This window comes from Cedecea sp. NFIX57, assembly GCF_900177785.1.
GTDB classification, from domain to species: domain Bacteria; phylum Pseudomonadota; class Gammaproteobacteria; order Enterobacterales; family Enterobacteriaceae; genus Cedecea; species Cedecea neteri_C.
Map to the genome: position 1 here is coordinate 99,764 of NZ_FXAS01000015.1, position 12,762 is coordinate 112,525.

At 58.1% G+C, this 12,762-nt stretch carries 10 protein-coding genes; 6 read left to right on the forward strand and 4 right to left on the reverse strand.

Annotated features, from left to right (window positions below; translation table 11 throughout):
- Positions 1-125 precede the first annotated feature (125 nt).
- Positions 126-1,337, forward strand: a complete 1,212-nt coding sequence (locus B9Y90_RS14730; RefSeq protein ID WP_085541659.1) for an MFS transporter — start codon at positions 126-128, stop codon at positions 1,335-1,337.
- Positions 1,338-1,352: 15 nt separating this feature from the next.
- A complete protein-coding gene (locus B9Y90_RS14735) occupies positions 1,353-2,243 on the forward strand; it encodes a siderophore-interacting protein (protein ID WP_008453422.1) in 891 nt (296 codons plus the stop codon).
- A gap of 29 nt (positions 2,244-2,272) precedes the next feature.
- On the opposite strand, the gene B9Y90_RS14740 is transcribed toward B9Y90_RS14735, so the two are convergent.
- A complete protein-coding gene (locus tag B9Y90_RS14740) occupies positions 2,273-2,908 on the reverse strand; it encodes a TetR/AcrR family transcriptional regulator (protein WP_008453420.1) in 636 nt (211 codons plus the stop codon).
- Positions 2,909-3,155: 247 nt separating this feature from the next.
- Between B9Y90_RS14740 and bhsA the strand changes: the two genes are divergently transcribed.
- On the forward strand, positions 3,156-3,413 hold the full coding sequence (bhsA, locus tag B9Y90_RS14745; RefSeq protein WP_039291989.1) for a multiple stress resistance protein BhsA: 258 nt from the start codon (positions 3,156-3,158) through the stop codon (positions 3,411-3,413).
- A 105-nt stretch (positions 3,414-3,518) separates the two neighbouring features.
- On the opposite strand, the gene ldtC is transcribed toward bhsA, so the two are convergent.
- The 3 genes from ldtC to B9Y90_RS14760 form a co-directional block, all read right to left on the reverse strand.
- Complete coding sequence (ldtC, locus tag B9Y90_RS14750; RefSeq protein WP_085541660.1) at positions 3,519-4,493, reverse strand: L,D-transpeptidase LdtC; 975 nt, start codon at positions 4,491-4,493, stop codon at positions 3,519-3,521.
- Between the two features lie 150 nt (positions 4,494-4,643).
- Positions 4,644-8,090 carry a transcription-repair coupling factor gene (gene mfd / locus B9Y90_RS14755; RefSeq protein ID WP_085541661.1) on the reverse strand — a complete coding sequence of 1,149 codons (3,447 nt, stop codon included), beginning with the start codon at positions 8,088-8,090 and terminating at the stop codon, positions 4,644-4,646.
- 174 nt (positions 8,091-8,264) lie between these two features.
- Positions 8,265-9,329, reverse strand: coding sequence for an acyltransferase family protein (locus B9Y90_RS14760; RefSeq protein ID WP_085541662.1), 1,065 nt, complete (start codon positions 9,327-9,329; stop codon positions 8,265-8,267).
- Between the two features lie 234 nt (positions 9,330-9,563).
- On the opposite strand from B9Y90_RS14760, the gene lolC reads away from it, so the two are divergent.
- Genes lolC through lolE form a run of 3 tightly spaced genes read left to right on the forward strand, consistent with a single transcriptional unit; the run spans position 9,564 to position 12,704 of the window.
- Entirely contained in the window at positions 9,564-10,763 is a 1,200-nt protein-coding gene (gene lolC, locus B9Y90_RS14765) for a lipoprotein-releasing ABC transporter permease subunit LolC (RefSeq protein WP_039292001.1), read from the forward strand.
- Positions 10,756-11,460: a lipoprotein-releasing ABC transporter ATP-binding protein LolD gene (gene lolD, locus B9Y90_RS14770; RefSeq protein ID WP_039292004.1), complete on the forward strand. Its 705-nt coding sequence runs from the start codon at positions 10,756-10,758 to the stop codon at positions 11,458-11,460. The genes lolC and lolD overlap by 8 nt, the downstream gene beginning before the upstream one ends.
- Positions 11,460-12,704: a lipoprotein-releasing ABC transporter permease subunit LolE gene (lolE, locus tag B9Y90_RS14775; RefSeq protein ID WP_039292006.1), complete on the forward strand. Its 1,245-nt coding sequence runs from the start codon at positions 11,460-11,462 to the stop codon at positions 12,702-12,704. Before lolD ends, lolE begins: the two co-directional genes overlap by 1 nt.
- The last annotated feature ends 58 nt before the right edge of the window (positions 12,705-12,762 follow it).

A 12,762-nucleotide genomic window follows, 5' to 3' on the forward strand; every position in this document is an offset into this window, starting at 1 on the left:
CAGTTTCCACGCGTTATGATAATGCGAATTCTGCCGATAACGTTTCTCATTATCAATAACAATTGTTAGAATAGATAAAATTAATTTTACAAATACGCACAATAACTCCACGGGTTAGTAACATTTTGACATCGCTTGAACTGGCGGATTCGCCGCAAAAATCCCTTTCCTGTTGGCCACTTGCGCTGAGCGCCGGGCTGCTTGGCGTCGGGCAAAATGGCCTGCTGGTCGCTATCCCGGTGCTGGTGATGCAGACACATTTGAGCCTGTCCGCCTGGGCGGCATTGTTAACGCTTGGGTCGATGCTGTTTTTACCCTCCTCGCCGTGGTGGGGGAAACAGATTGCGCGCCTGGGCAGTAAGCCCGTGGTGCTTTGGGCACTCGGAGGCTATGGCGTAAGCTTTATGCTGCTGGGGCTTGGCTGCCTGCTGCTGGCCACGGATGCGGTCGCGGGTTATCTCGGATTGGGCATATTGATTGTGGCGCGGATTATCTACGGGTTGACCGTCTCGGCGATGGTTCCGGCCTGCCAGGTCTGGGCGCTGCAGCGTGCCGGGGAAGGAAAGCGCATGGCGGCGCTGGCCACGATCAGCTCCGGGCTTAGCAGCGGGCGCTTATTTGGCCCGCTTTGCGCCGCTGGCATGCTGGCGATTCACCCGCTGGCGCCGTTGGGACTTCTGATGGTCGCCCCGCTGCTGGCGCTGGTGATGCTGTTGCGTTTGCCCGGCACGCCGCCGCAGCCCGCCGCCGAACGTAAAAGCGCTCGCCTTCGCCCGGACTGCCTGCCTTATCTGCTTTGTGCTTTGCTGCTTTCCGCCTCGGTCAGCCTGATGCAGCTGGGGCTTTCTCCGGCGCTTGCCCGCCAGTTTGCGACGGATACCGCCTCGATTAGCCATCAGGTAGCCTGGCTGCTGAGCCTGGCCGCGGTGGCCTCGCTCTCCGCGCAGTTCGGCGTGCTCCGGCCTCAGCGCCTGACGCCGATGGCGCTGCTGTTAAGCGCCGGCCTGTTGATGATCGTTGGCCTGGCGATGATGATTTCTGTCCAGCTGTGGCTGTTTTATGTTGGCTGTGCGCTTCTGTCGTTCGGGGCGGCGCTGGCGACCCCGGCCTATCAGCTGCTGCTGAACGATAAGCTTGCCGATGGCGCGGGGGCCGGCTGGGTGGCGACCAGCCATACCCTGGGCTACGGGCTTTGCGCCATGCTGGTGCCGCTGGTGTCTAAAACCGGGGCCGAGGCGGCGCTGATTATGGTGGCCTTTTTAGCCGCCGTATTATTTACCGTGGTGTCTGGCGTTATCTGGCGCAGTCGCCACCGTTCACGTCATTCTGCAATTTAAGCGTAAGGAAAAGTTATGGCTGGAGTTCAGGGCTATCGTCTGTTTAACGTTCAACTGGCGCGGAAAACGGCCGTGTCGCCTTCGCTGCTGAGTCTGGTGTTTAGCGGGCCTGATGTGGCGCAGATGAAATGTGACTCGCCGGATCAGCGTATTAAAATGCTGTTTCCGTCCGAAGACGGGACGCCGCCGTCACTGCCTGCCGAAGGGCAGTGGTACCAGATTGCCCAGGGGATGCCGAAGGAGAAGCGCCCGGTGATCCGTACCTATACGCTGCGCCATGTCGATCCTGCCCGGCAGGAAGTGACGGTGGAATTTGTCAGCCACGGCACCGAAGGCCCGGCCTCCGCATGGGCGATTAATTCTGTCCCCGGTGATGCTATCCAGATTGTGGCCCCCAACGCCGCCCATCCGGAAGACAGCGGCGGCTATGAATGGACGCCGCCTGCCGGGTTACGCAATGCGCTGATTATCGCCGATGAAACTGCTTTGCCAGCCGCTCGCGGCATTCTGGAAATGCTGGCTCGCCAGGCTCAGCCACCAAAAATACAGGCCTTTTTTGAAGTGCCGGACGAGGGGGACTGCGTGGACTTAAGCGCCTATGGCTTCGCCGAGATCAACTGGCTGCCGCGCAAAACCGTCTCTGCCACCCACGGCGAATGCCTGATTCAGGCGGTAAAAATGCAGGCGAGGGTGCCGGAAAGCGGCCATCATGAAGCTGTTCAGGAAGAGGCCGAAGGCGAACTGCTGTGGGATAAAGCCACCACCGGCAGCAACGAGTTTTACGGCTGGGTCGCGGCGGAGTCGACGGTGGTTAAGCTGCTGCGCCGCCATTTGATCGGCGAGCGCGGCGTTGAACATGAAGCGATTAACTTTATGGCCTACTGGGCGAAAGGGCGAGTTCGTTAGTAAAAGGGCGGCCATTGGCCGCCCCATAATCAGATCTTCTTCAGCTGCGGCATTAACATCACCGTGGTTTTCACAATCTGCATTAACTCTTCATAGCTGGCGTTCTCGCGGGCGCTGACCGACATCCCCTGAATGATGCAGCACAGGTATTTCGCCAGGCAGCGAATATTGCGCTCCGCCGGGATCTCGCCTTTTTGCTGGCGCATTTCAAGGAAACGCACCAGCGTTTGTTCCTGCACGGCATGGCGGGCTTTTATCGTCGCGGCGATGTCTTCCGACGACGCGGCCAGCACGGATGAGGTGCAAATGATAAAGCAACCAGCGGGCGTGCTCTTGTCGGTAAAGCATTGCGCGACCGCGGAAAGATAGTTCTCCAGCGCGGCTTCCATGGTCTGCTCTTCACAAAACAGGCAGGCCTCGTGCTTAGCCGCAAAGCGCGCGATATAGCGATCCAGCACCGCGCGAAACAACCCTTCTTTGTTGATGAACTCCGCATAGAGCGTTGGGGCTTTTGCCCCGGTGGCTTCTACCAGATGCGCCATGGATGTTGCTTCATAGCCATGCTGCCAGAAGAGTGTCATGGCCTTGTCGAGTGCTGCTTCCCTGTCAAACACCTTTGGACGGCCACGGCTTTTTTTGCTGCAACTTAATGTCTCGGTTGCCATACCTGCCGTTTAACCTCTGTCTAATTAGTGAACACTTATTATAAAAATAATCGGCGGCGGTAGCCAGCGCCATGTTATGAAAAATAATTATTTCTTATCACAATGAAAAATAGCGTTTTTTTTAATTAGTTAACGGTCGTTATTAAAATGTGTTGACGCGTGATGTAGATCACGTTTATGATTTAGTTATCGATCGTTAACTAATTAAGTTTAACGACCTAACATTCACCTGCTTAGGACCTGAATCATGAAAACCTTAACTACGCTGTTCGCTGCCGCCGTCATTAGCTCACTCTCATTTGCAAGCTTTGCGGCTGTAGAAGTCTCCGCCACGCCTGCCGGCCAGCAAAAAGTCGGCACTATCAGCGCCGATGCGGGCAGCAACCTCTCTTCCCTGGAAGAACAGTTGGCCGCGAAGGCCGATGCAATGGGCGCTAAATCGTTCCGTATTACCTCCGTTAACGGTCCGAACACCCTGCACGGTACTGCCGTCATCTATAAATAAGCCAGACGTTAACCCTCAATACGTTTGACCTTATTCGTTATATGCCACTGCAAGCAAAAGGCCCTGTCGCAAGACAGGGCCTTTTTTTACGTCTAAAACCTGAACTTAGATTTCGTTTGCTGGTTGGTCGGCCACATGGGCATTGACGTTGACCGGCATCCCGGAACGATGCTCCATGGCCTGTTCCATCACCTGCGCATCGGTTTTAGGTGCATTGCGGAACTGCGTCATCTGCTCGTTCAGAACAATCGGCAGGACTTTCGGGTCGTCATCAATCGCTTTGGACAGCGGCTGGTGAACTTCAACCAGGCGGGAGCCGTCCGGCTCAACGGAAGCTTTGATTGGCGTGTTGATGATGCGAACCGAAGTGCCGACCGGAACCGTGTTAAACAGCGCTTTAATATCGCCGTCGCGCAGGCGGATACAGCCGGAGCTGACGCGCATACCGATGCCGAAGTCGGCGTTGGTGCCGTGCAGCAGGTACACGCCGCCGAACGCCGCCAGGCGAATCGCGTGGTGCCCCATCGGGTTATCCGGCCCGGCAGGAACTACGGCCGGGAGCTTGATCCCTTGTGCCAGGTAACGCGCACGAATATTGGCCGTTGGCGTCCAGGTCGGGTTAGCGCGTTTATCGGAGATTTTTGTCACCATTGTCGGCGTCAGCGTATCGCCTCCCAACTGGCCAATGCCAATCGGGTAAACGGTGACGCTGTTTTTCCCGGCAGGGAAGTAGTACAGGCGCAGTTCGGCAAGGTTAATCACAATGCCCTCGCGCGGGACATCCGGCAGCAGCATCTGGCGCGGGATTGTCAGCACGCTCCCGGCACGGGGAACATAAGGATCCACGCCCGGGTTGGCCTGCAGCAATGCCAGGAAACCGACGTTGTATTTTTTGGCAATAGCCTCCAGTGAACCACCATCGTTTTCAACCTGATGGAACAGGTTTTTGCCGATCAGGCGGCTGTTAGCGGTGGGAAGCGGATAATCGTTAGCGCTGGCGGGCAGCGCCATGGCCGCGGCGCCCAGTAAGGCTGCGGCGGTAAACCAGCGGCGGAAAGACAAAGTACGCGATGCAAACATAGCTTAAACCCTGCGATATTAATGGCTAATTATTGAGGCAGATAAACGCCAATTATCGCTGAACTGCGTGTCGGGAAGTCCTGGGGATTGCAAAGGATGTGTAAATGTCACAGAAAATTGCGCCTTACCGGGCGGTAAGGCGCAGAGGCATCAGGCCGCGGCGTTTTCCGCCAGGTTGCGCATAAAGTTACGCACCCATTCCATGCGCGTTTTCCGATCCTCAAGCTCCTGGAAGAACTTCAGTCGGATAGGGCCATCCAGGCGGTAGTGCTGCGGCTGCTTCTGCAGCAGGCCAATCAGCCACACCGGATCAACGTGGTTTTTCTCCGCGAACTCGATGGTGCCGCCTTTTTCATTGCCTTCAATCTTACGCACGCCCAGCTTTTGTGCCTGCTGGCGCAGCGCGGCGATATCCAGCAGATTACGCGCCGCATCCGGCAGAAGGCCAAATCGGTCGATCAGCTCGACTTTCAGCTCGTCCAGTTCGTGCTCGCCTTTGGCGCTGGCGATGCGCTTATAGAACGACAGGCGCGTATTGACGTCGGGAATAAAATCATCCGGCAGCAGGGCGGGCATCCGCAGCTCGACTTCCGTCTGGCTGTTGGTGAGATCTTCCAGAGAAGGCTCTCGGCCCTCTTTCAGCGCATCGACGGCGTTTTCCAGCAGCTCCATGTAGAGCGAGAAGCCGATAGTTTCCATCTGCCCGCTCTGGTCTTCTCCCAGCAGCTCGCCCGCCCCGCGAATTTCCAGGTCGTGGGTAGCTAATGCGAACCCGGCACCTAAATCTTCCAGCGAGGCAATCGCCTCCAGGCGCTTTTGCGCGTCCGTGGTCATCGCTTTCGGATGCGGTGTCAGCAGCCAGGCATAGGCCTGGTGGTGAGAACGTCCGACGCGGCCACGCAGCTGGTGAAGCTGCGCCAGACCAAAGTGGTCGGCCCGCTCAATAATAATGGTATTGGCGGTCGGAATATCGATCCCGGTTTCGATGATCGTGGTGCACACCAGTACGTTAAAACGCTGGTGGTGGAAATCGTTCATCACGCGTTCCAGCTCGCGCTCGCGCATTTGGCCGTGGCCGATGGCAATACGTGCTTCCGGCACGAGTTCTGCCAGGCGGTCGGCGGCTTTCTGGATATTTTCGACGTCGTTGTAGAGGTAATACACCTGGCCACCGCGCAGCACTTCACGCAGGATGGCTTCCCGCACCACAAGATTGTCGTACTCGCGCACGAAGGTTTTCACCGCCAGGCGGCGAGCCGGCGGCGTGGCGATGATCGACAAGTCACGCATGCCGCTCATTGCCATATTCAGGGTTCGTGGAATTGGCGTCGCGGTCAGCGTCAGAATGTCCACGTCGGCGCGCATCGCTTTAATACGCTCTTTGTGGCGCACGCCGAAGCGGTGCTCTTCATCGACGATCAACAGCCCCAGATCGCGCCATTTCACGTCGGCCTGCAGCAGCTTATGGGTGCCGATCAGAATATCGATTTTACCTTCGCTGGCCTGTTCCAGAATTTGCGTCTGCTCTTTGGCGCTGCGGAAGCGGGAGAGCATCTCAATGCGCACCGGCCAGTTGGCGAAGCGGTCGCGGAAGTTGTCGTAGTGCTGCTGAGCCAGCAGGGTCGTCGGCACCAGCACCGCCACCTGCTTGTTGTTCTCCACCGCCAGGAATGCGGCGCGCATAGCCACTTCGGTTTTACCGAAGCCGACATCGCCACACACCAGTCTGTCCATCGCCAGCGGGCGACACATGTCGCTCAGCACGGCGTTGATGGCCTGGGCCTGATCCGGGGTAGTTTCAAACGGGAAGCTGTCGCAGAAAAGCTGGTATTGCTCGCGATCGTGCTTAAAGGCAAAGCCTTCTTTTGCGGCGCGCATCGCATAGATATCCAGCAGTTCGGCGGCGACATCGCGGACTTTCTCCGCTGCCTTCTGGCGAGCTCGGGACCAGGCATCGCTGCCCAGCTTGTGCAGAGGCGCATTTTCGTCGGCACCGCCCGCGTAGCGGCTGATCAGGTGCAGGGACGAAACCGGGACGTAAAGCTTGGCGTCGCCCGCGTAGGTCAGCATCAGGTATTCGGCGGTAATGCCCCCGGCTTCCAGCGTGGTCAGTCCGGCGTAGCGGCCTACGCCGTGTTCCAGGTGAACCACCGGCTGACCCGCATGCAGCTCGGCCAGGTTGCGGATCAGCGTGTCCGGGTTAATGGTGCGGCGGCTGTCCTGGCGACGGCGGCTGACGCGCTCGCCCAGCAGGTCGCTTTCGCAAATCAGCGCCCGGTTGCGCAGGGTATCTATAAAGCCGTGTTCGCTGGCACCAATCATCAGGTTGCGGCCAGTGCCTTCGGCTTCTTCCAGACGGTAAATGCGTTTTGGTGCGATTTTGATGCGCCCGAGCAGTTCGCCCAGCGCTTCACGGCGGCCTTCACTTTCGACCGAGAAAATCACCGGCCCGGTGAAGGACTCGAGGAACTTACGCAGACTGTCCAGCGGGGCTTTTTGCTGTGCCTGCACGGCCAGATCCGGCAGCGGCTGGTAACCCAGGTTCACGTTGGCGGCTTTCTTCGCCAGCGAATCCGTTTTGAGCTGTACGCGCGGCCAGGCTTTCAGCTCGCTAAACAACGAGTCGGTTTTCAGCCACAGATCTTCCGGCGGCAGAAGCGGGCGCATAGGATCTACGCCGCGATTCTCAAAGCGGGCATTTGCGTCCAGCCAGAAGCGCTCGGCGCTGGCTTCCAGATCGCCGGTATTCACCAGCAGCGTGTTGGCCGGGAAATAGCTAAACAGCGTCGGCAGCGGTTCGCTGAAGAACAGCGGCTGCCAGTATTCGATCCCGGCAGGCAGCGTGCCTTTGCTCACCTGCTGGTAGATATGTTCGGCGTCACGCTTGACGTCGAACTTGTCGCGCCACTGGCTGCGGAACAGCTCAATGGCGTTTTTGTCGGTCGGGAATTCATGGGCCGGCAGCAGATTGATGGCGTCCACTTCTTCCAGTGTGCGCTGGGAATCCACGTCGAAGACGCGCAGGCTGTCGATTTCATCGTCAAAGAAGTCAATGCGGTACGGCTGGGCGCTGCCCATTGGGTAGAGGTCGAGCAGGGCGCCACGGGTGGCAAATTCGCCATGTTCCATTACCTGATCGACGCTGCGATACCCGGCCTGTTCCAGCTGTGCGCGCAGGTTATCGCGCGACAGGCGCTGGCCTTTTTTCATCACCAGCGCGTGGCCGTGCAGATAGCTGTGCGGGCAAACGCGCTGCATCAGCGTGTTCACCGGCATGATCAGCACGCCGCGCTGCATGGTCGGCAGTTGATAAAGCGTGGACAGGCGCGAGGAGATGATTTCCTGGTGCGGCGAGAAACTGTCGTAAGGCAGCGTTTCCCAGTCGGCGAGATTGACCACCAGGTTGTCGGTGAACTGGGTGATTTCATCATGCAGGCGCAGCGCGTTCTGCATATCCGGGGCAATCAGCACCACCGGGCCGCTATGGCGTTCAACGATTTCGGCGACTTCGGTCGCACAGGCCGAACCGGTCAGCTCGCCCAGCAGGCGTTGTTCGGCGGCTTTTACGGGTAAGGAATAGCGATAGTGTTCAGGCATAGATTGCGTCAGGATCTCGTAAGTTGTGCCGTCAGCCTGAGGGCAAACGGTGCGCGAGCCATTGATAAGCAGTTGGATATTATTATCCCCGATCGCTTTGTATAAGCAACCGAATCACCGAAATAGGGACGCTGGGGCAGAAAAGCAACCCGCTCAGGCGGGCTGCTGAAGTATTTATCTGCTGGCGGAGATTTGTGCGGGGGGCGAGAAAAACAGATCGCCGAATAGCGCGACGGAAAGCTTGCGGAAACCGAGGCCAACCAGCGTACAAATACCCAGGCTAACAAACGGGTAGACCAGCAGAATCGCCAGCACCAGCGTGTCAGAAAGCTCACCGCTGTTGATTTTAGCCAGCATCACCAGGCTTATCGCTTCGATCAAAATACGGTGCGTGGTGTAAATGGCAATCGTATTCGAGCCCACCACGTTCAGGAAGCCATCTTCACGTGCTTCGCGCCAGCCGTTCAGCAAATAGAACCCGCGCAGGATAGCCACGATAGACACCAGAGAAATCACCAGCGGCACGTTGACAAAGTAAAGCGCCAGCGATCCCAGGGCTATGCCTGCGCAGACAAACGGGTGTTGCGAAAAGCGGAAGTCCTTCATCCAGGCCATCAGCAAAGGGCCAAACCACGCGCCGAGGCCGTAATACACCATATTACGCACCACGCTGTTCAGCCCCCACCACGGCAGCGGCACAAAGGCGATAACAACGTTGATGCCCATCAGCGTCAGCAGCACCGGAATGCGGTAGCGGCGCAGGGCTTTAAACATCACGAAGTAAACCAGCAGGGCGTAGAGGTACCACAGGCTGGTGCTGGCCTTCACCATGCTAAGAGCAAACTGCCCCAGCGAGTCGGCGTAGGCGGCGTTAGATGCCGGATTGCGCTCAAGATCGGGTGCCAGCCACTGGTTAAGGTGCGTCAGCGCGATCCACTGGATCAAGCCCCACAGCAGCAGTACGTAAAAAATGTTCCACAGCCGCTTGTCCACGCTGTCTCGCCATTTCACTTCATGGATGTAGCGGGTGATCAGGTAGCCGGAAATAAAGAAGAACACCGGCATTCGGAAGGGCGCGAGGTAGAGATTAAGGTAAACCCAGAGTTTCGCGACATACAGATTCAGGCCGGGCCCGAGAGATGTGAGGTGAGGGTAGAAAGTAATCACCGAATGGTAGATAACCACCAGGCAAATGCATAATCCTTTGATTTGGTTGATCCAGAGTTGCTTTTTCTTCATGTGATATCCGCGTCGTGACGGGCTCCAGTTGTCATGGGCTTGCTATCCTGGTGTCAAACCGATGCGATCTCGACCTCAATTGTCCGTTTTTGGCGCTGATTTGGTAAATTTAGGAAAAGGTGCAGGCACTTGAGATGTAACGGGAATAATTTAGTCGACGGAATTCATTTGGCCGGGGAGGTGTCGTATACTTCCCGGATCTTTGCTTAGGCAACCCGCAACAAGACGGATTTCATGTATCAACCTGTCGCGTTATTTATAGGCCTGCGCTACATGCGTGGGCGAGCAGCGGACCGCTTCGGTCGCTTTGTCTCCTGGCTGTCGACGATTGGTATCACCCTCGGGGTGATGGCGCTGGTCACGGTTCTTTCGGTGATGAATGGCTTCGAGCGTGAGCTGCAAAACAACATCCTCGGCCTGATGCCGCAGGCGTTAATCACGTCACCTTCCGGCTCTATTAATCCCCAGCAACTTCCCGCCGATTCCCTGAAGCTTCAGGGCGTGACGCGTATTGCGCCGCTGACTACCGGTGACGTGGTGCTGCAAAGCGCCCGCAGCGTGGGCGTGGGCGTAATGCTGGGCGTGCAGCCGGACGAGAAAGATCCGCTTTCCCCGTACCTGGTTAACGTCAAGCAAGCCGATTTGGTGGCCGGGCAGTACAACGTCATCCTCGGCGAACAGCTCGCCGGCTCGCTGGGCGTTAAGCGCGGGGAAACCATTCGCATTATGGTGCCGTCCGCCAGCCAGTTTACGCCGATGGGGCGTTTGCCGAGCCAGCGTCTGTTCACCGTGATTGGTACCTTCGCCGCCAGCAGCGAAGTGGACGGCTACCAGATGCTGGTCAACCAGCAGGACGCCTCGCGACTGATGCGCTACCCGGCGGGGAATATCACCGGCTGGCGTCTGTGGCTGGCTGAGCCGCTCAAGGTCGATGTGCTGAGCCAACAAACGCTGCCGCAGGGCACCGAATGGAAAGACTGGCGCGAGCGCAAAGGCGAGCTGTTCCAGGCCGTGCGCATGGAGAAAAACATGATGGGGCTGCTGCTGAGCCTGATCGTGGCCGTCGCCGCCTTTAACATTATTACTTCCCTTGGCCTGCTGGTGATGGAAAAGCAGGGCGAGGTGGCGATTCTGCAAACCCAGGGGCTGACCCGCCGCCAGATTATGACGGTGTTTATGGTGCAGGGCGCGGGTGCGGGCGTGATTGGCGCGCTGCTCGGGGCTTTACTCGGGGCGCTGCTTGCCAGCCAGTTGAATAATTTAATGCCGATCATCGGCATCCTGCTTGATGGCGCGGCCCTGCCGGTCGCCATCGAACCGGTACAGGTTGTGGTGATTGCCATTGTGGCGATGGCCATTGCTTTGCTGTCCACGCTTTACCCTTCGTGGCGCGCCGCCGCGACCCAACCCGCTGAGGCTTTACGTTATGAGTAATTCTGTCCTGTTGCAGTGTGACAACCTGTGCAAACGCTATCAGGAAGGCAAGGTGCAAACGGATGTGCTGCACGATGTCAGCTTCAGCATCAACGCGGGTGAACTGATGGCGATTGTCGGCAGCTCTGGCTCCGGCAAAAGTACGTTGCTGCACCTGCTGGGCGGCCTGGACACGCCGACTTCCGGCGACGTGGTGTTCAACGGCCAGGCGATGAGCAAACTCTCCTCGGCGGCGAAGGCGGAGCTGCGTAACCGCGAGCTGGGCTTTATCTACCAGTTCCACCACCTGCTGCCGGACTTCACCGCGCTGGAAAACGTGGCAATGCCGCTGCTTATCGGCAAGAAAAAGCCGGAAGAAGTGCAGAAGCGAGCGCTGGAGATGCTGGCCGCCGTTGGGCTGGATCACCGCAGCAGCCACCGCCCGTCGGAGCTGTCCGGCGGCGAACGTCAGCGCGTGGCGATTGCCCGTGCGCTGGTGAACAACCCGCGTCTGGTGCTGGCGGATGAGCCGACCGGTAACCTGGACGCGCGCAACGCCGACAGTATTTTCGAGCTGCTGGGCGAGCTGAACGTGCGCCAGGGCACCGCATTCCTGGTGGTAACCCACGATCTGCAGCTGGCGAAACGCATGTCTCGCCAGCTGGAAATGCGCGATGGCCGCTTAACCAGCGATCTGACCTTGATGGGAGCGCAGTAATGGCTTCCCCGCTTTCTCTATTGATTGGCCTGCGTTTCAGCCGCGGGCGACGCCGCAGCGGCATGGTGTCGCTGATCTCGGTGATTTCCACGCTCGGCATCGCGCTGGGCGTGGCGGTGCTGATCGTCGGCCTGAGTGCGATGAACGGCTTCGAGCGCGAACTGAAAAACCGCATTCTTGCCGTGGTGCCCCACGGTGACATTGAGCCGGTGAACCAGCCCTTTACCAACTGGCAGCGGGCGCTACCCGAGGTGGAAGGCGTCAAAGGCATCGTGGCCGCCGCGCCGTATATTCGTTTTACCGGGCTGGTGGAGAGCGGGGCGAATCTGCGCGCAGTTGAAGTGAAGGGCGTTGATCCGGTGCAGGAAACGCAGCTGAGCGCTCTGCCACAATACGTCCAGAACAATGCCTGGGCGAACTTCAAGGCCGGGCAGCAGCAAATCATTATGGGCAAAGGCGTGGCGGACGCGCTGAAGGTGAAGCAGGGCGACTGGGTGTCGATCATGATCCCCAACAACGACGGCGGCACCAAGCTGATGCAGCCCAAGCGTGTCCGACTGCAAATCGCCGGTATTCTGTCCCTTAGCGGCCAACTGGATCACAGCCTGGCGATGGTGCCACTGCAGGATGCTCAGGGCTACCTGGATATGGGCGATAGCGTCACCGGGATAGCCATCAAGGTGAATGACGTGTTTAACGCCCGGCAGCTGGTGCGTGACGCCGGGCTGGCAACCAATTCCTACGTGCGTATCAGCAGCTGGATTGATACCTACGGCTATATGTACCGCGACATCCAGATGATCCGCGCCATCATGTATCTGGCGATGGTGCTGGTGATAGGTGTGGCCTGCTTTAACATCGTTTCCACGCTGGTGATGGCGGTGAAAGACAAAAGCAGCGACATCGCGGTGCTGCGCACGCTGGGCGCCAAAGACGGCCTGATCCGCGCTATTTTTGTCTGGTACGGGCTGCTGGCCGGGCTGCTTGGCAGCGTCAGCGGCGTGGTGGTGGGCGTGCTGGCTTCGTGGCAGCTGACCAATATTATCGGCGTGATTGAAAAACTCATCGGGCACCATTTCCTGTCCGGTGATATTTATTTCATTGATTTCTTACCTTCTGAGCTGCACTGGCTGGACGTGGTTTACGTTCTGGTGACGGCGCTGGTCCTTAGCCTTCTGGCTAGCTGGTACCCGGCCCGGCGCGCAAGCAATATCGATCCGGCAAGGGTGCTAAGCGGACAATAAATTCAATTAACTATAATTTGCCCTACATCATTCGAGCTGTGACCCGGCAGAATCCAGG

What these genes read in the sequence shown, in the direction of transcription:
- ldtC (WP_085541660.1), bottom strand. Translation starts at nt 4,493, where the DNA reads ATGTTTGCATCGCGTACTTTGTCTTTCCGCCGCTGGTTTACCGCCGCA.
- mfd (WP_085541661.1), bottom strand. Translation starts at nt 8,090, where the DNA reads ATGCCTGAACACTATCGCTATTCCTTACCCGTAAAAGCCGCCGAACAA.
- lolC (WP_039292001.1), top strand. Translation starts at nt 9,564, where the DNA reads ATGTATCAACCTGTCGCGTTATTTATAGGCCTGCGCTACATGCGTGGG.
- B9Y90_RS14735 (WP_008453422.1), top strand. Translation starts at nt 1,353, where the DNA reads ATGGCTGGAGTTCAGGGCTATCGTCTGTTTAACGTTCAACTGGCGCGG.
- B9Y90_RS14760 (WP_085541662.1), bottom strand. Translation starts at nt 9,329, where the DNA reads ATGAAGAAAAAGCAACTCTGGATCAACCAAATCAAAGGATTATGCATT.
- bhsA (WP_039291989.1), top strand. Translation starts at nt 3,156, where the DNA reads ATGAAAACCTTAACTACGCTGTTCGCTGCCGCCGTCATTAGCTCACTC.
- lolD (WP_039292004.1), top strand. Translation starts at nt 10,756, where the DNA reads ATGAGTAATTCTGTCCTGTTGCAGTGTGACAACCTGTGCAAACGCTAT.
- lolE (WP_039292006.1), top strand. Translation starts at nt 11,460, where the DNA reads ATGGCTTCCCCGCTTTCTCTATTGATTGGCCTGCGTTTCAGCCGCGGG.
- B9Y90_RS14740 (WP_008453420.1), bottom strand. Translation starts at nt 2,908, where the DNA reads ATGGCAACCGAGACATTAAGTTGCAGCAAAAAAAGCCGTGGCCGTCCA.